The sequence below is a fragment of the Aeromonas lusitana genome (assembly GCF_002812985.1).
Lineage (GTDB): Bacteria > Pseudomonadota > Gammaproteobacteria > Enterobacterales > Aeromonadaceae > Aeromonas > Aeromonas lusitana.
In genome coordinates this window covers 1-20,643 of record NZ_PGCP01000042.1, presented here as the reverse complement: position 1 = coordinate 20,643, position 20,643 = coordinate 1, and the positions used below count along the sequence as shown (strand labels likewise).

Annotated in this window: 22 protein-coding genes; 2 read left to right on the top strand and 20 right to left on the bottom strand. The window is 59.0% G+C overall.

The annotated features are described in order from the left end of the window. Nucleotides 1-28 precede the first annotated feature (28 nt). From luxS to CUC44_RS19815, 4 genes are read right to left on the bottom strand one after another with little or no spacing between them, the layout of a single operon-like run. Entirely contained in the window at nucleotides 29-538 is a 510-nt protein-coding gene (gene luxS, locus CUC44_RS19830; RefSeq protein WP_100861587.1) for an S-ribosylhomocysteine lyase, read from the bottom strand. An 18-nt stretch (nucleotides 539-556) separates the two neighbouring features. Then, nucleotides 557-1,150: a transglycosylase SLT domain-containing protein gene (locus CUC44_RS19825; RefSeq protein ID WP_244166807.1), complete on the bottom strand. Its 594-nt coding sequence runs from the start codon at nucleotides 1,148-1,150 to the stop codon at nucleotides 557-559. 58 nt (nucleotides 1,151-1,208) lie between these two features. Further along, a complete protein-coding gene (glnB, locus tag CUC44_RS19820; RefSeq protein WP_005308848.1) occupies nucleotides 1,209-1,547 on the bottom strand; it encodes a nitrogen regulatory protein P-II in 339 nt (112 codons plus the stop codon). Between the two features lie 9 nt (nucleotides 1,548-1,556). Next, nucleotides 1,557-3,179 carry an NAD+ synthase gene (locus CUC44_RS19815; RefSeq protein WP_100861585.1) on the bottom strand — a complete coding sequence of 541 codons (1,623 nt, stop codon included), beginning with the start codon at nucleotides 3,177-3,179 and terminating at the stop codon, nucleotides 1,557-1,559. 137 nt (nucleotides 3,180-3,316) lie between these two features. Between CUC44_RS19815 and CUC44_RS19810 the strand changes: the two genes are divergently transcribed. Continuing rightward, nucleotides 3,317-3,820, top strand: a complete 504-nt coding sequence (locus CUC44_RS19810) for a GspH/FimT family pseudopilin (RefSeq protein ID WP_100861584.1) — start codon at nucleotides 3,317-3,319, stop codon at nucleotides 3,818-3,820. Between the two features lie 13 nt (nucleotides 3,821-3,833). Here CUC44_RS19810 and CUC44_RS19805 read toward each other — a convergent pair whose 3' ends face one another. From CUC44_RS19805 to murJ, 12 genes are all read right to left on the bottom strand, one after another. Then, complete coding sequence (locus CUC44_RS19805) at nucleotides 3,834-4,118, bottom strand: TapY2 family type IVa secretion system protein (protein ID WP_100861583.1); 285 nt, start codon at nucleotides 4,116-4,118, stop codon at nucleotides 3,834-3,836. Continuing rightward, entirely contained in the window at nucleotides 4,115-7,693 is a 3,579-nt protein-coding gene (locus CUC44_RS19800; RefSeq protein WP_100861582.1) for a pilus assembly protein, read from the bottom strand. The genes CUC44_RS19805 and CUC44_RS19800 overlap by 4 nt, the downstream gene beginning before the upstream one ends. An 11-nt stretch (nucleotides 7,694-7,704) precedes the next feature. Then, nucleotides 7,705-8,136, bottom strand: coding sequence for a type IVa pilus pseudopilin TppD (gene tppD / locus CUC44_RS19795; protein WP_100861581.1), 432 nt, complete (start codon nucleotides 8,134-8,136; stop codon nucleotides 7,705-7,707). Then, the gene (locus CUC44_RS19790; RefSeq protein ID WP_100861580.1) at nucleotides 8,133-9,137 is read right to left on the bottom strand and encodes a PilW family protein; all 1,005 of its coding nucleotides are present in this window, start codon (nucleotides 9,135-9,137) and stop codon (nucleotides 8,133-8,135) included. The genes tppD and CUC44_RS19790 overlap by 4 nt, the downstream gene beginning before the upstream one ends. Then, nucleotides 9,134-9,706: a type IV pilus modification protein PilV gene (gene pilV, locus CUC44_RS19785; RefSeq protein WP_100861579.1), complete on the bottom strand. Its 573-nt coding sequence runs from the start codon at nucleotides 9,704-9,706 to the stop codon at nucleotides 9,134-9,136. Before pilV ends, CUC44_RS19790 begins: the two co-directional genes overlap by 4 nt. A 3-nt stretch (nucleotides 9,707-9,709) precedes the next feature. Further along, the gene (gene tppA, locus CUC44_RS19780) at nucleotides 9,710-10,117 is read right to left on the bottom strand and encodes a type IVa pilus pseudopilin TppA (protein WP_100861578.1); all 408 of its coding nucleotides are present in this window, start codon (nucleotides 10,115-10,117) and stop codon (nucleotides 9,710-9,712) included. 110 nt (nucleotides 10,118-10,227) lie between these two features. Beyond that, on the bottom strand, nucleotides 10,228-11,163 hold the full coding sequence (gene ispH, locus CUC44_RS19775) for a 4-hydroxy-3-methylbut-2-enyl diphosphate reductase (RefSeq protein WP_100861577.1): 936 nt from the start codon (nucleotides 11,161-11,163) through the stop codon (nucleotides 10,228-10,230). A gap of 79 nt (nucleotides 11,164-11,242) precedes the next feature. Beyond that, nucleotides 11,243-11,695 (bottom strand): FKBP-type peptidyl-prolyl cis-trans isomerase, encoded by a 453-nt coding sequence (gene fkpB, locus CUC44_RS19770; RefSeq protein ID WP_100861576.1) that lies wholly within the window; start codon nucleotides 11,693-11,695, stop codon nucleotides 11,243-11,245. Then, nucleotides 11,692-12,201, bottom strand: a complete 510-nt coding sequence (lspA, locus tag CUC44_RS19765; RefSeq protein ID WP_100861575.1) for a signal peptidase II — start codon at nucleotides 12,199-12,201, stop codon at nucleotides 11,692-11,694. The genes fkpB and lspA overlap by 4 nt, the downstream gene beginning before the upstream one ends. Further along, nucleotides 12,201-15,062 (bottom strand): isoleucine--tRNA ligase, encoded by a 2,862-nt coding sequence (gene ileS, locus CUC44_RS19760; protein WP_100861574.1) that lies wholly within the window; start codon nucleotides 15,060-15,062, stop codon nucleotides 12,201-12,203. The genes lspA and ileS overlap by 1 nt, the downstream gene beginning before the upstream one ends. Beyond that, nucleotides 15,062-16,036: a bifunctional riboflavin kinase/FAD synthetase gene (ribF, locus tag CUC44_RS19755; RefSeq protein WP_100861573.1), complete on the bottom strand. Its 975-nt coding sequence runs from the start codon at nucleotides 16,034-16,036 to the stop codon at nucleotides 15,062-15,064. The genes ileS and ribF overlap by 1 nt, the downstream gene beginning before the upstream one ends. Nucleotides 16,037-16,323: 287 nt before the next feature. Beyond that, nucleotides 16,324-17,892 (bottom strand): murein biosynthesis integral membrane protein MurJ, encoded by a 1,569-nt coding sequence (gene murJ, locus CUC44_RS19750; protein ID WP_100861572.1) that lies wholly within the window; start codon nucleotides 17,890-17,892, stop codon nucleotides 16,324-16,326. Between the two features lie 191 nt (nucleotides 17,893-18,083). Between murJ and rpsT the strand changes: the two genes are divergently transcribed. Continuing rightward, nucleotides 18,084-18,347 carry a 30S ribosomal protein S20 gene (gene rpsT, locus CUC44_RS19745; RefSeq protein WP_005892298.1) on the top strand — a complete coding sequence of 88 codons (264 nt, stop codon included), beginning with the start codon at nucleotides 18,084-18,086 and terminating at the stop codon, nucleotides 18,345-18,347. A 48-nt stretch (nucleotides 18,348-18,395) separates the two neighbouring features. On the opposite strand, the gene CUC44_RS19740 is transcribed toward rpsT, so the two are convergent. The 4 genes from CUC44_RS19740 to nhaA form a co-directional block, all read right to left on the bottom strand. Beyond that, nucleotides 18,396-18,698 (bottom strand): ArsR/SmtB family transcription factor, encoded by a 303-nt coding sequence (locus CUC44_RS19740; RefSeq protein WP_100861571.1) that lies wholly within the window; start codon nucleotides 18,696-18,698, stop codon nucleotides 18,396-18,398. A 49-nt stretch (nucleotides 18,699-18,747) separates the two neighbouring features. Beyond that, the gene (gene nhaR, locus CUC44_RS19735) at nucleotides 18,748-19,680 is read right to left on the bottom strand and encodes a transcriptional activator NhaR (protein ID WP_100861570.1); all 933 of its coding nucleotides are present in this window, start codon (nucleotides 19,678-19,680) and stop codon (nucleotides 18,748-18,750) included. Further along, on the bottom strand, nucleotides 19,667-20,071 hold the full coding sequence (locus tag CUC44_RS19730) for a hypothetical protein (RefSeq protein WP_100861569.1): 405 nt from the start codon (nucleotides 20,069-20,071) through the stop codon (nucleotides 19,667-19,669). The genes nhaR and CUC44_RS19730 overlap by 14 nt, the downstream gene beginning before the upstream one ends. Next, on the bottom strand, nucleotides 20,068-20,643 hold a 576-nt coding region (gene nhaA, locus CUC44_RS19725; protein WP_100861568.1), incomplete at its 5' end, for a Na+/H+ antiporter NhaA. The genes CUC44_RS19730 and nhaA, both read right to left, overlap by 4 nt.

The window sequence follows — 20,643 nt, the reverse complement described above, 5'->3', positions numbered from 1 at the left end:
TTCATTCACAATAACGATAGGCTCGACCTCAGAGGCTCTTGAGCTTCTCTTCCGGCAGGGCCAGCTCGTCGTTGTGGTTGACGCCGATGCCGCGCTCCAGCACCTGGCGGGCGATGGCATGGGCCTCCTCCAGGGAGTGCATGGCATAGGTACCGCACTGGTATTCGTTCAGCTCGGGGATCTTGCCCTGCTCCTGCACGGTCAGCACGTCGCTCATGGCGGCTTTCCAGGCGGCGCCGACACGGGCCTCATCCGGTGCGCCGATCAGGCTCATGTAGAAGCCGGTACGGCAACCCATGGGGGAGATGTCGATGATCTCGACCCCGTTGCCGTTCAGATGATCCCGCATGAAGCCGGCAAACAGGTGCTCCAGGGTGTGGATGCCGCGCTCGGAGAGGATCTCCTGGTTCGGCACGCAGAAGCGCAGATCGAACACGGTAATGGTGTCCTTGTTCGGGGTCTGCATGGTCTTGGCGACCCGCACCGCCGGGGCTTCCATGCGGGTGTGGTCAACGGTAAAACTGTCCAATAACGGCATTTCTGACTCCTGATTGGGTTACGAGAACCAGCCCCCGCTGGGGAGTTGATTCTTGCATTGTCGATACTGGGCGCCGTAGCGCTGCGCGCGGGCCTCCACCTTGCGGGAGACCTTCATCAGCCACCCCTTGGCACGGTAGCTGCCACGCCGGTAACCGCCCCAGCCTTCGTGATAGTTGAGATACTGACCGTAGGCATCCCACTTGGAGGTGCCGTTCAGCCGCTGGGCCTTGTTAGTGTACCAGCCCATGAAATCGATGGCGTCGGCAAAGTCGTCCCGATCGCTCCAGCCGTTGCCGCTCTCCCGCTGGTAGTCATCCCAGGTCTCATCCTTCACCTGGGCGTAGCCGTAAGCAGAGCTGGCACGCCCGGTGGGGATGAACAGGAAATACTGCATCGGCGGCTGGGCATCGTGCACGAAGGAGGACTCCTGATACATCATGGCCATGACCACGTGCACCGGTGTGCCCCAGCGCTCGTTCATCCGCAGCGCCGCCTTGTGCCAGTCCGGCTTCTCCCGAAAGATCTGGCACAGGTTTTCCGGCTGGGCCGGCGGCTTGGTGCTGCAGGCCGTCAGGCTCAGCAGCAGACCCGCCATCACCCAGAGGCGCATCCACATCAAGGACACGCCGAGGTACTTGTCTTCACTACGAAAAAACACATTCATAACGTTAAATAGCGTCTTCGTTCTCTTCGCCAGTACGAATGCGAATTACCCTCTCAACTTCACAGACGAAAATCTTGCCATCACCGATCTTGCCGGTACGGGCCGTGTTCTGAATCGCTTCCAGGCAGGCGTCGAGATCCTCGTCCTGCACCACCAGCTCCACCTTGACCTTGGGCAGGAAATCCACCATGTATTCGGCGCCACGGTAGAGCTCGGTGTGACCTTTCTGACGGCCAAACCCCTTGACCTCGGACACCGTCATGCCATTGATGCCGATCTCGGCCAAGGCCTCGCGTACATCGTCCAGCTTGAACGGTTTGATGATGGCTTCAATCTTCTTCATGGTGACTCCTTACCAGTTCTGTTTGCCAAACCCGGACGTAATGGGGTAACGGCGATCCTTACCAAAGTTGCGGGCCGTGATACGGGGCCCGACGGCGGCCTGACGGCGCTTGTATTCGTTGAGATCCACCAGCCGGATCACCTTGCGAACCACAGCCTCCTCGAAGCCCTCCGCCACCATGTCGACGACCGAGGCATCCTCTTCCACATAGCGCTTGAGGATGGCATCCAGGATGTCATAGGGAGGCAGGCTGTCTTGATCCACCTGATCCGGTGCCAGCTCTGCCGAGGGGGGACGATCGATGACCCGCTGCGGGATCACGTAATCGACCGTGTTGCGATACTCGCACAGCTTGAAGACCAGCGTCTTGGGCACGTCTTTGAGCACATCGAAGCCGCCGGCCATGTCGCCGTACAGGGTCGCATAACCCACCGCCATCTCGCTCTTGTTGCCGGTGGTCAACACGATGCGGCGACGCTTGTTGGAGAGCGCCATCAAGAGCACGCCGCGGCAGCGGGCCTGCAGGTTCTCTTCCGTGGTGTCGCGGGCGGTACCGGCAAACAGTGGCGCCAGCTGGGCCATGAAGCCTTCGAACATGGGCTCGATGGAGATGATGTCAAACTCCACCCCCATCCGCTCGGCCTGCTCTTTGGCATCTTCCACGCTCATCTGGGCTGTGTAGCGGAACGGCATCATCACCGCCTGCACCTTGTCGGCACCGATGGCGTCGGCAGCGATAGCCAGGGTCAGGGCGGAGTCAATCCCGCCGGAGAGGCCCAGTACGGCGCCCTGGAAGCCGTTTTTGGTGATGTAGTCGCGCACCGCCAGTACCAGCGCCTGGTAGATCTCGGCCAGGGGCGAGAGGGAGGCGGCGGGTTCTTGCATCTTCACCGGCTGAGCGCTTTCAAAACGCACCAGTGCCAGTTCCTCGGCGAAGGGGGCCAGCTTATGAGTCAGCTCGCCCTGGCCGTTAAACACCTTGGAGCAGCCATCGAAGATAAGCTCATCCTGACCGCACACCTGATTGAGGTAGACGAGCGGCAAACCGGTCTGGGCGCAGCGCTCCGTCATCAGCTCGTGGCGAACCCAGGGCTTTTCCCTGTCGTAGGGTGAGGCATTGATGGTGAGCAGCAACTCGGCGCCCGCTGCCTTGGCTGCCAGCGCAGGACCCGGTTGCCACAGATCTTCGCAGATAAGCAGCCCCAGCTGATGACCACGGAACGGCACCACGCAAGTCTTCGAGCCGGTGCTGAAATAGCGCTTCTCATCAAACACCCCGTAGTTCGGCAAATCCTGCTTGAAGTAGCGGGCGACCAGCTTGCCCTGCTCATAGAGGGAGGCCGCGTTGTAGAGCGCCCCCTCTTCACGCCAGGGGTGACCCACCAGGATGGCGCACTGGCCAGCCCAGGCCGAGACACGCGCCAGCGCGGCGTCGACCCGGATCATCAGGTCGGCACGCAGCAGCAAGTCTTCCGGCGGATAACCGGTCAGCGCCAGCTCGGAGCACACCAGCAGATCGGCACCTTGCAGATCCGCCTGCGCGGCCGCGGCCAGCACCTTGTCACAGTTATCTTCGATGGCGCCTACCGTCAGATTTAACTGGGCAAGCATCAGAGAGAGGGCTTTTGCCATGGCGATGCATCTTGAATTCGAAAATGATGGGGAATGATAAAGAAAAGGCGCTGGCTGTGCCAGCTCAACACTTGGGCTTTGCGCTGGAGTTCTGGCTGCCAGGAGATAAGATGTAACTAATCAAGGGAGACATTGCCATGGTCAAGGATGTGAAAGGATTCACCCTGCTTGAGCTGATGATTGCCGTCAGTCTGGGGGTTATCTTGCTCGGGATAGGGGCCCCCGCCATGTCGAGCCTGCTCAATCAAAACACCCTGCAGTTTGAATCCCGCTCAGTCCTTAAATATTTGCGTTTCGCTCGCAGTCAGGCTGTCGACAACCAACAAACTGTCACGGCCTGCCTAGCCAACGCCAGCGACAACTGCGTCACGGCCAATCCGACCCAAGTCTTGATCTTCGTCGATACCAACAGCAACAACGTGCTCAATAATGGAGAGCAATTTTTGGCAAGAAGTCCGGCATTCCCCAGGACGCTGACCGCTTCCAACAACCGGCTTTCCACCACCTTCAGCCCGGATGGCACCAGCTTAGTCACCAATGCCACCCTCAGTCTCTGCAGCCCCGGCAATGCTCAGGTCAACTTGATCATTGCCCCATCAGGCCGCGCTACCCAGTCCACTCAGGCCAATACCTGCCCTTGATGCGCTTGGTTCGCTATCGTAACTGGGCCGCATCCTGCTGCTGCCCCTCCTTTGACTGAAACTTGTCCTCCAGGGGGCGGCACTCCAACAGCTTGTGCACAGGCACCACGACACCGTTGACCTCGTATCCTCGCTGCTCAAACTTCTCCTGTACTGCCTGCTGGCCGCTCTCCGCTACGGTTCCATGCAGCACGACTCTCTGCCCGTTGGTCAGTTCGGCATAGCACTTCATATCATCCGCCATTGCGGCGCCTGACAGCAGTATGCCGAGGCCCAACACCATCTTCAGCGGTTTCATTGCGCCTCTCCTTCGTAGAGGTAAATCTTCTTGAGCGACATGTCCATCTCAGCCTCTTCCGCTCCCTGGGCACATTCGCCCCCACCGGTACAGCGCTCCGGCTCACCACTACCATCATCTTTGAGGATGACTTCCTCCCCGCTGCCGCCCCCCAGGATGCGGATCTTGGCATCATCGCCGGCATGTACCACCAGATCGTCCGCCACCTTATTCTGCACCTCGACATAGCGCTCCGGCGTCTCATTGCCATCCAGATCAACCACGTAGCGGAAGGAGCTGCCATAGTGCATATCCATCATGTATTGGCGAGCAGCCCCGATGGACTGAATGGTACATTGCTGGAACGACTGCACTTGTGGCAAGAAGGAGGTGAAATAGAGTTTGCCCTGCAAGACCACCCCGGCCCCCAGAGATTTCTCCCCCTCTTCATTCAACCAGTTCACCCAGCCTTTGGCGCTGGTAATACCGGCCTTGGTTGCCAGCGTACCCGCAGTTGTCGTCTGAGCCGACAGGGGATCATTGGTCACATCGTAGAGGTTTGATATCAAGATAGGATCTCTGGCCGTCGCATTGGCGGCACGCGGCATAACATCATAGTCACGCAGCATGAAATACCCGTTACGGACGGTCGATTCGGACGACGGGCGATTGCGATCGCCACTGCCGATCAGGACGGCATCGAAGGGGCGATCCTGATAGGAGTAGGTCGTATTCCCCCCGACGACCGTTGCCGTCACTTGTTTGTTGATGGTCCGAACCACGACGGGCTGGATGAAGAAGCGGCGATCATCCGCCAACATCGAGTCAGACCCCAGGCTGGCAAACTTGAAGACCCGCCAGTCCGACTTGGTGGCAGAGGGCAGGTCCATCCGCCAGATGTTGCCGCCCGTATCCCCCGCATAGATGCGATCGACCTTGTCATCCCCATCGCTATCAAGCGTTGCGACTGAGCCCGGCATACTGTCTGTCATGCCGCTGACCTGCAGATTGGAGGTCGAGGTGGCCGCCGGGGTCGCGCTGAATACAAGAACTCCCGTTGCGGCATTAACGATATAGATCCCCAAGCCAGTACTGTCATTGGTTCCCAGCCCCGCAACACTCTTGTTGGTGTCATAGCCTCCGGTAAATATCAACACGGGATCTGTGACCCCTGGAACGAAGGCCACCTCGGGGACCGACCAGGTCAGCCCCAGGGTACCAAATCCCGTGGACTGGGCATTTAGCCGCCATTTCAGAGTCGGGGTATTCGGGTTAGACAGATCGAAGGCGTAATACGCCTTGCCACCGCTTCTCAGACCGGTAAACACCCAGACAAAGTCACTTTCGGAGGCTTTCAGTACCCCGTTGCGATTGGCGTCTTTGATAAGGGCAACGGGAGAGGAGTCGACACCATAGAGGTGTTCCGCGGACTCGGCATTGGCACGCAACGCTTTCTGGTTCGCCAGGAATTCATAGGGAATGGTGGCCCAACTCTCGTCTATGGTGCTGCCCATATCCTTGAACATGTGCAGGAAGCCGGCATTGGTGCCAAACACTATCCGCAAGTCAGGCGCATCCGTCATATTGCCTGACTGGGGCCCGTAGTTCAGCACCAGCGGACGGGAGTGCAGGGGGTCCCCCATGATATGGGTACGGATAGTCGTCGAGGTATCGAAGTCTTCATCATCGACATCCAATCCCTTGGTCCAGTCGATCAGCTTGTCGAGCTCGGCCGTGTCGCTGGCTTTCATCCAGGTCATCAGCGCCGCCTCAGTGCCCGCCTGAGAAACCAGGTTTGCCTTGGTCAAGACATCGAGCCTAGTTTGAGCATTATTGATGACATAGAGGCTTCGGGAGCTCTTGGCCGCCAGCATGGCCTGTGCGCCACCCTCTGCCACCCTGTTACCATCTTTGGTTGATGACCAGTAGGTCTGGGCGCTGTCGAGTATGGTCCCATCAAACTTGATGGCAGGCAGGCCACGGCTGTCTGCGACATAACCATCCGTGGAGAACATCAATTTTTTCAAGTTGCCCCGCCACCTCGGCCCCACATCCGGCTCAAACATGGCGTAGTAGATATTGTTGAGACTACGAGTCCTATCGAAGTTATTGCTGGCAATGGCCGGCGAAACCAAGGAAGTGTTGATTCTGAGGATGGCGAGCAGAGAGGCTTTCAAGGCGTCAGTCAGGGCGGAGGCATTGGTTGCCGGATAATATTCCCCCCCACCGCGCCGCGCCGTCTCCGCCAGCAGATTCCCCGCTCCGCTGACCGCCTCATCACCAAAACCTACGGTAAAGGTAGTCACCGTCTGGGTGCCAGGGGAGACGGAATTGACATCCTTGTGCTTCATATAGCCGGCCAGAGCGGCCAGATAGCTGGTTGGTTTGGGGCTACCTGACCCATAGGCCACGGTCGAACCATAAGCAGCCTTTTCATCGGTCGAGAGCGTATTGATCAACCCTTGCACAAATGTGTTTGATGAGGTGTCCTGAGTCGGCTCGCCATCTGTGATATAGATGACATAACCGTTGTTGGAGCAGTTATCATACGGGGCCTGGTAGGTACCGGCCGGGCTCTCTGCCGTGGTATCTCTCGGGGAGCCTTGCAGGCCATAGACCACAGCCTTGCCTCCGAAGAACTGGTACGCCTCCCTCAACGTCTCGCAAAGCGGAGTATTGGTGCTGGCTGTCAGTGCCTCGACTCGATCCAGCAGATCCTGCTCCCCGGTCTTGCCGTTGCTCAGCGTCACCTCACTGCCAAGGATATCCCTGACAATGCGACCGCCATTGTTATCTGTGTCATCATTTCGATTGAAAATCGCCAGACCAAAGTCGACGCCAGGGGTAGATGAAATAAGACCTTTCACCGCATCTTTGGCAATACGCAGCCTGGATTGTATCGAGTAGCCTGTTGGTCCATAGTACCAACGAATATAATTGGCTGAATAAATAGTTACCGCCGTATTACTGGCATTAACGGCATTGTTTTTACTCGCCGTATAGAACCACTCCCCCCGGGTATTGCTGGTCTTATCCACCGGATAACCCGTCCCCACCGACCAGTTCCCGGTATAGGGGTTCGCCGGATTGCTTGCCGTCACGTCCTGCTTGCAGTCAACCAGGCTGATATTACTCACCTGATAACCGCTAAGAGAATACCATTCCCCCCGGCCTCTCCCCGGGGGCGTGCCGTTCTCCACCTCGTAACTCCACATCTGAGACTGAAAATATCCCGTATTGGCAAGCGGAGTCTTGGAGGTGGCGCAGGCATTCAACTTGTCGGAGAAACGCTTATTGCTGTTGATGGCCGGGATACTGCCATCCGTAGAGAAATAGATAAATTTATTGCTGTTGGCCGTATCGGGATCATTGTTAAGGGCTGGATAAACGGTCGCTGGGTTATAGGTTTCTTTGATCTGCTCCATGGTATCCGCCATGCTACCTGAGTTATCGAATATCAGCAGAACCTTGGGGCGGAAATCACCAGCCTTGTTGAAGTCATAAATAAAGAGCTCGGTGTCATCGGCTCTCGTTGTATTGGCGACCAGTATCATGCTGGACCAGCACAAGACAATTCCAATTTGTCGTAACCACATATCCTTCGCTCCTATTTGGTGAGCAGTGGTTGTTCCACGCCTGCAACCCAGTTCAACTGGCTCGCATATTTTCCATAATTCACGGTGGTCTGCAGCTCGACATACTTACATGCCGGAATGACGTTGTTGCTGCTGGCCTCAACCTTGCGCTTGCAGACGGTCTCGGTACGAGTGGTAAGAGCCACCGCGGCTGAAGCATTGCTGCTGTTGACGGTGATGGCCGCACTGGCACCCATATTCGAGATCAGTGTCGACACGTTATTGCTCTGCATGGCGGCCTCAATGATCCCTTCGAGTCTATGCTCTGCCTGTCGGAAACTGGCCGCCGCGCCAGCCATCTTGAGATCCTGTCCCGATGACTGCATCACCACCACCGCAATCAAGGTCAAAGGAACCAGGATAATCAAAGCCACGATCAGGGCCACACCGCGCTGAGTTTTCATGACCCACCCCCGCTAATCACCGCCGGATTACGCAGTGATACGCTGGTTTCCAGTAACAACCGGCGAAATCCATCACCATTGCCCGAAACCGATATGTCGCCAACCTGATAGGTGTTGTTATTGGCGTAGCGGAGCGATGCTTGCAATGAACGAACGAGCACGAAGACTCTGGCAGCGACGACACGTCCCTCACTCCACTCTTGTTCGGTGACATTAGTGGTAGCGACATAACGATCGATGGATCCATCAGGTACCTGGCTGTCATCCACTCCAAATAATACGTTCAATCGCTCAATGCCTTCTGCCATGGCACCACCAATCAGAACTGAGCCCGCATTGGCCGTCAGGTATCGCTTCCTCAACTCAGGGCTGTTCGTGGTCGCATTGGGGGAAAGATAATAAATAACGTGTTGATATTCCCATAACTGGCGTGCTGGCATGGTCCCGACAGTCGGTATCGTCTCTCCCCCCTTGAACATCTGGGCGGCCTGAGTTGTCGTGGCAAGATAGAAGCGGTTGCCAGCAGCATTGGCATCGGTGAGAGGACGGCCCATCAGCCGCTTGATGCTAATGACGTCTGTGTTGGCGATACGTGAAGCGACGGGAATACAGGCAAACGCACTTGCAGTAGTCAGCTTGTTGTTATCAATCCGCGTGACCCAAAGGGCTCTGTTTGTCCCTACATTGGGCGGCAAGCTGCCTCGCCCCAAGTTATCCAGGCAGTCATCTGACGAAGCGACGGTAGACCCAGTACTCAATGTCACTCCCTGCCCCGTGGCCATGGGAGAACCCGTGTAATCTCCCCAGAAACCCGCCCATTTCAGATCCTGAGTGAGCATGCGCATGGCGATGCGGCCGTTCTCCTGCAACTCGCTCTGATCGAAGGCATCCTCCGTGGTAGCACGGGACGCCACAAAGATACTCAAGCCACCGCCGACCAGAAAAACGCCTATCAACATAGCAATCAACCACTCGACCAGCGTAAAGCCGCGGGCGTTCATAGGGTCGTCGTCAGCACAAACTGACGCCTCTGCCGATCGACTGCGTTGTTGAGACCACAACTGTTACGTACAGCAGTGACGGAGCCGCTACCATCGGACAGGGACTGACGACCACGCCAGAAAATCCCCACAGTCAGGCTGTTATTGGCACCGCGAATGACACAACCGACCGGGGACTGAAGAGACGCACCGGCTCCTGAGATGGCTCCAGAAACGGCTGTTCCCATAAGAGAGCGTTGCCAATAGAAGAGATCAAGCGCCTGCCTGTCGCTACGGCTGCAACCCGCCATGGTGCCATCGTTGCTGGCACAAGTGGGCAGGTTTGGTGCAGCGCTCGATACCACAGCAATGCTTTGAGCTGACCAGCTGTCCTTGTTGATTCTGACTCGCTCCACCAGATCGTTGGCCAACCAGCTGGCGATGGTGCGTTGACGGGCCTCGTAGCTTGAAAACTTGGCCGTCGCCTGCATGGCCACCAGGCCAAGCAGGCCAAAAGAGAGCACCACGGCGGCTATCATCACCTCCAGCAGACTGAATCCGGTCATCCGACAGCGACGTTGTAGTTTCATCGGCTAGTCCCAACAAGCGTTGTTGGTGGTATTGCCAAGCCGAGTGGCACTGCGGGTCCCGTTCTGATCGATGGAGAAGATGATGCAGTCGCTATCGGAGCCTTGCGCCCCCGATGCTGTCGCAAACAGGGTAAATGTATTGCCGGCAGCGGAAATAACCAGATGATAAAGACCGGACTCCGAGTGGTCGGAGATATTCAGCGCAGCCGAGGTAGAGGCGTACTGATTGAAGTCCATAAAATAGGTTTCTTGTCTGTTGGCGGCATCCAACAGCATATTTTTGGCATCAACGCGGTGGCTGATCAGCAGGTAACGCTGATAAGAGGGGTAGGCAATAGTGCCAAGAATCGCCACGATTGCGACGACTATCATCAATTCGATGAGGGAAAAGCCTCGATAGAACCCAATCATGTCCCATCCTTGGTGACTGGTAGTCCTGACAGTCTAATGCCGGATTGGTCGCAACGACAAATCCGGCATTAGAAACTTCACGCTTTATTCTTAGGCCATCCTGGCCATATTCAAATAATTCTAAGCTCTGGCGGCACTTCGAACACCACGTTCTCCTCACGGCCAGGGTGCTCCGTCACTATCTTGCCCCCCAACTCACGCAGACGGGTGATGACGTTCTGCACCAGGATGTCGGGAGCGGAGGCCCCGGCCGTTACCCCGATACGCTCTACACTTTCCAGCCAGCTTGGCTCGATCATGGAGGCATCGTCGATAAGGTAGGCGCGCGCTCCCACCTTCTCGGCCAGCTCCCGCAGGCGATTGGAATTGGAAGAGTTACGCGACCCGACCACCAGCATGGCATCCACCAACCCCGCCATCTCCCGCACTGCATCCTGGCGGTTCTGGGTGGCGTAGCAGATGTCATCCTTGCGCGGCCCCTGGATCTTGGGGAAGTGCGCACGCAAGGCATCGATGACATCCGAGGTCTCATCCACGCTGAGGGTGGTCTGGGTGACAAAGCAGAGGTCATCCGGGTTCTTCACCTGCAGTGTGGCGACATCCTCGGGTGTTTCCACCAGATACATGCCCCCTTCCGGATTCTCATACTGCCCCATGGTGCCGATCACCTCGGGGTGACCGGCGTGACCGATCAGCACCGCCTCGGAGCCCTTGCGGCTGGCACGATGGACCTCCATGTGCACCTTGGTCACCAGCGGGCAGGTTGCGTCGAACACCTTGAGGGCACGGGATTTCGCCATCTCGCGCACCGTCTTGGCGACGCCGTGGGCGGAGAAGATGACGATGCTGTCGTCCGGCACCTCGTCGAGCTCCTCGACGAACACGGCGCCCGCCTCTTTGAGCTTGTTCACCACGTAGCGGTTGTGTACCACCTCGTGGCGCACATAGATGGGCGCACCGAACTTCTCCAGCGCGCTCTCGACTATGCTGATGGCACGGTCGACGCCGGCGCAAAAGCCGCGGGGATTAGCCAGCAGAATATCCATCAGTGCACCTCACTCATGACGATAGTCCGGCCGACATCGAGACGGGAAAATCCGCAGGGGTTAGCGATCAGGGTAGCCATCAGTGGGCAAGCTCCTCGTCATCGATGCCCAGGATCTCCACCTCGAAGGTGACGGTGTGACCCGCCAGGGGATGATTGAAATCAACCGTCACCGACATGCCTTCCACCGCCCGAATAATGCCGGGCAACTCGCCGCCGTTAGGCTGATCGAACACCATGATGGTGCCGACCTTGGGCTCCATATCGGCGCCGAACTTGGCTCTGTCCAGATGGTAGATGTTGTCGGGGTTGGAGAGGCCGAAAGCCTGCTCCGGCGCCAAAGTGAAGCTCTTGGCCTCCCCTTGCTGCAGCCCCAGCAGGCACTGCTCGAAGCTCATCGTCAGGCTCCCATCCCCCATCCGCAGGCGGGCCGGCTTGCCGTGCAGCGCAGTGCTGTCGGCGACCGAACCATCTTCCAGCTTGATGGCGAAATGGAACAGCACGCTGCTGTCAGCGGCAATCTGCTGGCTCATGAGGTCGCTTCCTTTTTCTTCTCACTGCGAAAGCCTTCCAGCACTATCATGGCGGCGCCGATGAAGATGAAGCTGTCTGCCAGATTGAATGCCGGCCAGTGGGATCGCTGCCAGTAGAAGTCGAGGAAATCGACCACATGGCCCAACACCAGACGATCGAACACGTTGCCGAGCGCCCCGCCGATGATGAGGGAATAGGCAATACCGCTCCAACGCTGGGTCACCGACTGCTTGCGCAGCCAGTGGATCAGCAGGCCGCAGATGGCAAACGCCAGCACCGCGAAGAACCAGCGTTGCCAGCCTCCCTGGTCTGCCAGGAAGCTGAATGCCGCCCCCTTGTTGTAGACATGCACCAGGTTGAAGAAGGGGGTGATCTCCACCCCCGGATAACCAAACGGCAGCAACTTGACCACGGCGAGCTTGCTCGCCTGGTCCAGTACGAAGGCCAGCACCGCCAGCCACAGCCAACGCAGGCCGGTTTTTTGAGTGTCTTGAGTCATGTTCATCAGGCAAATTGACGTGTTTCGCCGTCACCCTCGACGTTGGTGACGCAGCGGCCACAGATCTCTTCGTGGCCCTTGATGGTGCCTACGTCTTCCACATGGTGCCAGCAGCGATCGCACTTGGCGGCGGCAGACTGGGCCACGCTCAGCCAGAGATCGTCACGCTCGGTGGCGACCGCGTCAGCCGGTGCGCTGTCAGCCACCACAACCTTGGCCTTGGAGGTGAGCAGCACGAAGCGCAGTTCATCGCTCAGGGCATTCAGGCGCGCAGCCAGATCCGGTTTGGCAAACAGGGTCAGCTCGGCCTGCAGGGAGCCGCCGATGCGTTTCTCGCCACGAGCCGCTTCCAGCGCCTTGTTCACCTCGCCACGGACAGTCAGGATCTCGGCCCAGAAGGCATCGCCCATCTGCTCGCCAGCATCCAGTCCGAACAGGCCGTCGTACCACTCCTCGGTGAACACGAACTCACCGCGCTCGCCCGGCAGCAGGGCCCAGATCTCGTCGGCGGTGAAGCTCATGATGGGCGCCATCCAGCGCACCATGGCCTCGGCGATGTGATACAGGGCAGTCTGGCAGGAGCGACGGGCCAGGCTGTCTGCCTTGGCGGTGTACTGACGGTCCTTGATCACATCCAGGTAGAAGGAGCCCATCTCGATGGAGCAGAACTGCATCAGCTTCTGGGTCACACCGTGGAAGTTGTACTCATCGAACGCGGTCACGATCTCGGCCTGCACGGCCTTGGCACGACCCACGGCCCAGCGATCCACTACTACCATGTCGGCAGGTGCCACCATGTCGGTCGCCGGATTGAAGCCGTTCAGGTTCGCCAGCAGGAAGCGGGCGGTGTTGCGGATACGGCGATACGCATCGGCGCTGCGCTTGAGGATCTCGTCGGAGACGGTCATCTCACCGGTATAGTCGGTGCTCGCAACCCACAGACGCAGGATGTCGGCACCCAGCTTGTTCATCACGTCCTGGGGGCTGACCACGTTGCCGATGGATTTGGACATCTTGCGGCCCTGACCATCCACGGTGAAGCCGTGGGTCAGTACCTGGTTGTAGGGGGCCTTGTTCTTCATGGCCACGCCGATCATCAGGGAGGACATGAACCAGCCACGGTGCTGATCCGAGCCTTCCAGATACATGTCGGCCGGGTTGCCATTGAACTCGGGACGGGCATCCACTACTGAGGAGTGGGTCGAACCCGAGTCGAACCAGACGTCCAGGGTATCCGGCACCTTGTCATAGTTGTCGGCATCCGCGCCGAGCAGATCGGCCTTGTCCAGATCCCACCAGGCCTGGATGCCTTTCTGTTCCACCAGCTTGGCAACCTCTTCCATCAGACGGACGGATTCCGGGTGCAGCTGCTGGGTCTCCTTGTGAACGAACAGGGAGATGGGCACGCCCCAGGTACGCTGACGGGAGATGCACCAGTCGGGACGGTTCTCGACCATGGCCTGGATGCGGTTCTTGCCCCATGCCGGTACCCAGCCGCTCTGGCCGTGTTCGGCAATGCCTTGAGTCTCGATGCGATCGATCTCTTCCAGGGCACGCTTGCGCAGACCGTTCTGCTCCATGCTGATGAACCACTGGGGAGTGGCACGGAAGATGATCGGGGTCTTGTGACGCCAGCAGTGCGGGTAGGAGTGGTTGAACACCTGATGATGCAGCAGGGCGCCACGCTCGGTCAGCACGTCCACCACGGCGGCGTTGGCCTTGAACACGTGCTGGCCGGCAAACAGTTCGGTATCCGGCAGATAGACACCGTTGCTGCCGACGGGATTCGCCACTTCCAGACCGTACTTCTGGCCGACCACGAAGTCTTCCTGACCGTGGCCAGGAGCTGTATGGACGATACCGGTACCTGCGTCCAGGGTGACGTGATCACCCAGCACAACCGGTACATCGTAGTGGTAGAAGGGGTGGTTGAAGCGCAGCAAATCGAGGGCCGCACCCTTGGCGTAACCCAGGTTGTGGTACTGCTCGATACCGGCTCTGTCCATCACGTCCTTGACCAGCTCGGCGGCCAGGATCAGGCGCTCGGGATTGTCACCCTCGACCTGTACCAGGGCGTAGTCCAGGTCCACGTGCATGGCGATGGCGCGGTTGGCCGGCAGGGTCCAGGGGGTGGTGGTCCAGATCACGGCAGAGAGCGGACCTTTACCCGTGTGACCTTCCGGGCAGTCAAACTTGGCAGCGACGGCCGCTTCGTCGACGGCCTTGAAACGCACGTCGATGGAGGGGGAGTTCTTGTCGTAGTACTCGACCTCGGCCTCGGCCAGGGCGGAACCACAGTCGGTACACCAGTGCACCGGCTTGGAGCCCTTGTGCAGGTGGCCGTTCTCGACGATCTTGGCCATGGAGCGGATGATGTTGGCTTCGGTGCCAAAATCCATGGTCAGATAGGGGTGTTCCCAGTCACCCAACACACCCAGACGGATGAAGTCGGTCTTCTGCGCTTCGATCTGGGTCTTGGCGTATTTGCGGCACTCGGCGCGGAACTCGGCGGCGGAGACCTTCTCCCCCGGCTTGCCGACCATGCCTTCCACTTTCAGTTCGATGGGCAGACCGTGGCAATCCCAGCCTGGCACATAGGGGGAATCGAAGCCCGCCATGCCCTTGGACTTGATGATGATGTCTTTGAGGATCTTGTTGACCGAGTGACCGATGTGAATGCTGCCGTTCGCATAGGGGGGGCCATCGTGCAAAATGAAAGAAGGCTTGCCCGCTTTGGCGCGGCGAATGGCGCCGTAAAGATCCTGATCGTACCAACGCTTGAGCATGTTGGGTTCGCGCTTGGCCAGATCGCCACGCATCGGAAACTCGGTTTCCGGCAGATTCAGGGTGTGTTTATAGTCGCTCATCAGTCCTGGGTTCCCTTCTTTTCTAAAAGAGTGCTGGGTAAATTGAATGGTGGCAGCCCGAACCAGGCTCGGGCCGCCAGGGCATCTCGTTCGATCTGCTCTTTCAAGGCGGTGAAAGAGGCAAACTTCTGCTCTTCGCGCAGCTTGTGGCGAAGCAGCACCTTGACCTGCTGACCATATAAGTCACCAGAAAAATCAAATAGATGTACTTCCAATCTGGCTTGTGTACCGCTCAAGGTCGGCCGTACACCCACATTGGCGACACCGGGGAAGGTCTTGCCGGAACATAACACTTCCACCGCGAACACGCCACCGACCGGGATCACCTGCCGTTTCAGGGCGAGGTTGGCAGTGGGAAAACCTATGGTGCGCCCCAGCTTGTCGCCATGGGCCACCCGGCCGCTGATGGCGTAAGGGCGGCCGAGCATCAGCTCCACCTCAGCCATGCGACCGGCCGCCAGCGCCTCGCGCACCAGCGTGCTGCTGACCCGCTGGCGAGACAGCTGGAAGCTCTGGGTGCTGATCACCTCAAAGCCGAAGCGGCGCCCCGCCTCTTCCAGTAGCTGGAAATCCCCCTCCCGTCCGCGGCCGAAGCGAAAATCGTCCCCCACCACCAGGTAGTGGACGCCGAGTTTCTCCACCAGCAGTTGCTCGATGAAGGTGCTGGCGGCCTGTTCGGCGAAGCGATGGGTGAAACGCACGCAGAGCATGCGATCGATCTGCATGGCCTTGAGGGCTTCGTACTTCTCCCGCCAGCGGCTGAGGCGGGCGGGTGCGGCCGAGCCTGCAAACAGCTCGAGGGGTTGGGGCTCGAACAGCATGACGCAGGCAGGCAGCCCCAGCTGAGCGGCTTTTGCCTGCAATCTGGCCAGCACCGCATGGTGTCCCTGATGAACCCCATCGAAGTTGCCTATGGTCAATACACAGCCCCGGTGACGGGGCTTGATATTGTGAATGCCGCGAATAAGCTCCATCAGTGCCTTGTGCGTTGCTGCCATGGAAATCGGCGGATTATATATCAGCCAGCCAGCAGGGTCAGCCCTCCTGGCCCGATTTCAGCTACCTTGGTCCACTCTGGCGAGATCCATCGAGTGCGGGTCAGCCCTGCTGCAGACCCGATTTCAGCTACCTTGGCTCAATGCCAAGCGTCTCTGACACGATCCGCACGGTGAGGATCAGCCCTGCTGCAGACCCGATTTCAGGCCCAGTGGCCCAACCTCAAGCGCCTCGGATGCAATCGGCACGGCGCCGAACAGCAAGATCAATCTTGCTGCTGACCCGACTTCAAATGCCTTGGCCGGATGCCGAACGCCAGCAGGGTGATCCCGTACAGGCCGCCGCCTGCGCAGAGCAGCAGGGTCAGCTCCAGGCTGGCCTTGCCCATGCTCCAGGCGCCCCACTGGGCGAGATCCGGTGACAAGTAGGCAAGCAGGCCTCCCATCAGCAGGGTCGCCGTCAGCAGCTTGAGGCAGAACATCCCGGTCTCGCGGGATGGCCGGTAGACCTTCTGATCGTAGAGCCCCTTGAACAGCAGGGCGGCGTTCAGGGTACCGGAGCAGGCGGTGGCGAGCGCCAGCCCGACATAGCCGAGCGGGTAGATGAAGATGAGGTTGCACACCATGTTGGCCACCATGGACATGACCCCGATCCGCACCGGGGTCTTGGTGTCCTGGCGGGCGTAGTAGCCGGGGGCCAGCACCTTGATCAACATCAGGGAGAGCAGGCCGGTAGTGGAGGCCAGCAGGCTGGCGCTCGACATGCTCACCTCATGCAGACCGAACTCGCCGCGCATGAACAACACCCTCAGTATGGGCTCGCGCAACACGGCGATCCCCACCATGGCGGGCAGGCCGAGCAACATCACCATGCGCACCCCCCAGTCCATGGTGCGGGAGAAGTCGGCCGGATCCGCGTCCACGTGCTTCTTCGCCAGGGCCGGCAGGATCACGGTACTGATGGCCACCGCAAACAGGCCTAGGGGGAACTCCAGCAGCCTGTCCGAGTAATAGAGGTAGCTGATGGCACCGGTCGCCAGGAAAGAGGCGAGCATGGTATTGATCAGCAGGTTGATCTGGCTGACCGAGACACCAAACAGTGCCGGGATCATCAGGGTGCGGATCTTCACCACCCCTGGGTGGTGCCAACCCCACTTGGGCCACACCAGCATGTTGATCTGGCGCAGGAAGGGATACTGGAACAGGAACTGCACCAGGCCGCCGAGGAAGACACCGATCGCCAGTGCGATCTCCGGGCTGTCCATCAGGGGCGCTATCCACCAGGCCGCCCCTATCATGGTGATGTTGAGAAACACCGGTGTGAAGGAGGAGACGGCGAAGCGGCCGAAGGTGTTGAGAATGGCCCCCGCCATGGCGGTGAAGGTAATGAACCAGAGGTAGGGGAAGGTTATCTTGAGCATCAGGCTGGCCAGCTCGAACTTCTCGGCAGCCGGGCCGCCGTGCAGCCAGTCCCAGAACCAGCCCCAGCCGAACAGGGCGGTCAAGACGCCAGACCCCAGCACCCCGAGCAGGGTGACGACTGTGACGATTCCCCCCAGGGTCCCCGCCACCGCAGCCAGCAGTTCACGGACCTCCTGCTCGTCACCATTTTTCTTGTACTCCGTCATCACGGGCACGAAAGCCTGGTTGAAAGCGCCTTCGGCGAACAGGCGACGCAGGAAGTTGGGAATGCGGTTGGCAAAGAAGAAGACGTCTGCCGCCACCCCGGCGCCGAGCAGATTGGCGATGACCACATCGCGAACCAAGCCCATCACACGGGACGCCAGCGTCATTGCGGACACTATCATGCCGGATTTGATCAATTTCTTACTCAAGACGAAGCCTCTGGAACTGTCAGAATGAAAAGAATGCTGGTAGAATCGGCCGACAGTTTAACCGCCTCCCCACAGACACACCACCGGGGGGCGGTGTTTATTTGCACAAATCATTTGACAATATGTGGTTGGGAGGGCATATTTCCGGGCCTTTTCAATACACTCGCTAAGACAGTTTTAGGAGTTTTACCTTGGCTAATATCAAATCTGCTAAGAAGCGCGCGATTCAGTCAGAGAAACGTCGTCAACACAACGCCAGCCGTCGTTCCATGACCCGTACCTACCTGAAGAAAGTAATCGCTGCCATCGCTTCTGGCGACAAAGCTGCTGCCGTTGCTGCTTTCGCTACCGCTCAGCCGATCATGGATCGCATGGCTACCAAAGGCCTGATCCACAAGAACAAAGCTGCTCGTCACAAGAGCCGCCTGTCTGCCCAGATCAAAGCTATGGCTTAATCAGCTTCGGCTGATCAAAGTTAAAAAAACCGGCCTAGTGCCGGTTTTTTATTTGTCTGCGCTGCAGTACAACTTGTGCAGCAAGGCGATCATCTCGCACACCTCATGGCTGCGCAGCGAATAATAGACCGTCTGGGCCTCCTTTCGCGTCGCCACCAGTTCATCACGGCGCAACACCGCCAGATGTTGTGACAGGGCCGACTGGCTCAAGCCGAGTCGCTCGTTCAGCTCCCCCACCGACAGCTCCCGCTCCAGCAACTGACACAGGATGAACAGCCGCCGCTCATTGGCCAACGCCTTGAGCAGGGTAACCGCCCGCCCGGCGTTCGCCGCCATCTCTTCCAGCTGCATCTCAGACCCTCTCTCGCCAAACCGGCATCATAGCCCCTGCTCCCGCGATTTAAAACGACAGGGTGGCGGGCTGGATCGACGCAAAATTCTCCTGCCCGGCAAACAGGAAGGAGAAATCACTCTCACAGACCCGTTTCACAGCAGGATGTTGGATCATCCGCTCGGCGAAGATGACGTAATACTCCTCCATCAGATCCTGGGTCTCTCCCAGCAGCATCACCTCCTCCCCCTCCAGGATCTCCTCCCGGTAGATGGTGGGCGCCATGAAGATGCCCTGATTGAAGAAGCCGAAGGCCTTCATCAGAGCCGCATCGTCGAACTCCCCCAGGATGCTGGGAGAGATGCCCTGCTGCTCGAACCACTGGGTCAGCTGGCGCCCCATGGCGGTACGCCGGCCGGGGATGAGCAACTTGCGCTCCTCAAGGCAGGCCGGGAAGGCCTTCTCGGGCAGTGGCGCCTTGCAGAAGAAGCTGACGCCGCAACCACCGAGCCGCTTGGAGAGCAGGCCGGCATGCTGGCTGGAGTCCACCGGGCAGTCGGAGAGGATCATGTCGAGCTTGTGCTCGCTCAACTGCTCGAGCAGCAGCTCGTGGGTCGATTCGAAACAGCGCAGATGAATGGAGCCATCGTTCGGGATGACGGAGAGCAGCACCCGGCTCGCGAGGCGTTTGGAGAGCGCATCTGCGATACCGACGTCGAACAGGATCTGGCTCTCCTTGCGATAGTTGACTATATCCAGCATCTCGTAGGAGAGGCTGAACATCTTGTCAGCGTAGCGAAACACCAGCTGGCCGAGTTCGGTGGCTTCGAGGGATCGTCCTTTGCGGATCAACAGCTTGCCACCGAGACGCTGCTCCAGCAGCTTGATCTGGCCGGTGACCGTCTGGGGGGTAAGAAAAAGGGCCTCCGCCGCTTGCGTGACGGAGCCCTTCTTCTGAGTCATCCAAAAATAGTAGAGATGGTTGTAGTTAAGGTGTGACATCCGATGGGGTTCCCGCGGCTGGCGGGCTCCGGTAGCAGCTGAGTTCAACCGCCAGAATGTCATACATGTCGCTGATCGAGTCAACCTTGTTTGCGCTGAACTGCTTTTGCAGCACCAGCTTCAGGCTGGCCGGATCTGGCATTCGCTCCCCGCAGTAGCGTTTGTGGGACTTCTTGACCCGCTCCCCGGCCCGGCTGCTCAGGGCCCGTTCGCTGAAGGTCTCACCGAACTGGGCCTTGGTCTGCTTGTCCCCCAGCATGAGGGCACTGTCCACCACCCCGTTCAGATAGGCCGAGCAACCGGCCGAGCTCGCATCCTGCTGGCACTCTGCCAGACTGCTCCCCCACACCGCCGGGCTCGCCAGCAGCACCAACCATCCTAGTCTTCTCATAACCCCTCCGTGCTTTGATCCGCCTCCCGGTTGGGCAGCGACACCCGCAAGGCGAGATAGCCGACCACGGCCGCCAGGGTCGATCCCACCAGGATCCCGAGACGGGAGTAGCTACCGTAGTCCAATCCGCCATGCTCGAACGCCAGCGACGCGATAAACATCGACATGGTGAAGCCAATGCCACACAAGATGCTGACGGCAAAGATCTGCTTGAAATTAACCCCGCTTGGCAGCTGGGCCACCCCCAGCTTCACCGCCAGCCAGCTGATGGTGAAGATCCCGAGCGGCTTGCCGACGAACAGCCCCAGCATGATGCCCAGCGGCACCGGGCTCAGCAGGGCCGACAGGCCGATCCCGTCGAGGGACACGCCGGCGTTGGCAAAGGCGAACAGCGGCAGTATGAGGTAGGCGCTCCAGGGGTGCAGCGCATGCTCCAGATGCTTGAGCGGCGAGGCGTAGCGCTTGCCGTTGAGCGGGATCACGAAGCCGACGATGACGCCCGCCAGGGTCGCATGGACGCCGGACTTGAGCACCGCCACCCAGAGCACCAGGCCGACCAGCATGTAGAGGCC

Excerpts from the sequence above, each read along its gene's own strand:
- CUC44_RS19730 (WP_100861569.1), bottom strand. The coding sequence starts at position 20,071 with ATGAGAAGACTAGGATGGTTGGTGCTGCTGGCGAGCCCGGCGGTGTGG.
- CUC44_RS19740 (WP_100861571.1), bottom strand. The coding sequence starts at position 18,698 with ATGCAGCTGGAAGAGATGGCGGCGAACGCCGGGCGGGCGGTTACCCTG.
- tppA (WP_100861578.1), bottom strand. The coding sequence starts at position 10,117 with ATGATTGGGTTCTATCGAGGCTTTTCCCTCATCGAATTGATGATAGTC.
- lspA (WP_100861575.1), bottom strand. The coding sequence starts at position 12,201 with ATGAACATGACTCAAGACACTCAAAAAACCGGCCTGCGTTGGCTGTGG.
- glnB (WP_005308848.1), bottom strand. The coding sequence starts at position 1,547 with ATGAAGAAGATTGAAGCCATCATCAAACCGTTCAAGCTGGACGATGTA.
- CUC44_RS19805 (WP_100861583.1), bottom strand. The coding sequence starts at position 4,118 with ATGAAACCGCTGAAGATGGTGTTGGGCCTCGGCATACTGCTGTCAGGC.
- CUC44_RS19800 (WP_100861582.1), bottom strand. The coding sequence starts at position 7,693 with ATGTGGTTACGACAAATTGGAATTGTCTTGTGCTGGTCCAGCATGATA.
- ispH (WP_100861577.1), bottom strand. The coding sequence starts at position 11,163 with ATGGATATTCTGCTGGCTAATCCCCGCGGCTTTTGCGCCGGCGTCGAC.
- pilV (WP_100861579.1), bottom strand. The coding sequence starts at position 9,706 with ATGAAACTACAACGTCGCTGTCGGATGACCGGATTCAGTCTGCTGGAG.
- ribF (WP_100861573.1), bottom strand. The coding sequence starts at position 16,036 with ATGGAGCTTATTCGCGGCATTCACAATATCAAGCCCCGTCACCGGGGC.
- luxS (WP_100861587.1), bottom strand. The coding sequence starts at position 538 with ATGCCGTTATTGGACAGTTTTACCGTTGACCACACCCGCATGGAAGCC.
- ileS (WP_100861574.1), bottom strand. The coding sequence starts at position 15,062 with ATGAGCGACTATAAACACACCCTGAATCTGCCGGAAACCGAGTTTCCG.
- CUC44_RS19815 (WP_100861585.1), bottom strand. The coding sequence starts at position 3,179 with ATGGCAAAAGCCCTCTCTCTGATGCTTGCCCAGTTAAATCTGACGGTA.
- nhaR (WP_100861570.1), bottom strand. The coding sequence starts at position 19,680 with ATGTCACACCTTAACTACAACCATCTCTACTATTTTTGGATGACTCAG.
- tppD (WP_100861581.1), bottom strand. The coding sequence starts at position 8,136 with ATGAAAACTCAGCGCGGTGTGGCCCTGATCGTGGCTTTGATTATCCTG.
- CUC44_RS19810 (WP_100861584.1), top strand. The coding sequence starts at position 3,317 with ATGGTCAAGGATGTGAAAGGATTCACCCTGCTTGAGCTGATGATTGCC.
- CUC44_RS19790 (WP_100861580.1), bottom strand. The coding sequence starts at position 9,137 with ATGAACGCCCGCGGCTTTACGCTGGTCGAGTGGTTGATTGCTATGTTG.
- CUC44_RS19825 (WP_244166807.1), bottom strand. The coding sequence starts at position 1,150 with ATGCGCCTCTGGGTGATGGCGGGTCTGCTGCTGAGCCTGACGGCCTGC.
- fkpB (WP_100861576.1), bottom strand. The coding sequence starts at position 11,695 with ATGAGCCAGCAGATTGCCGCTGACAGCAGCGTGCTGTTCCATTTCGCC.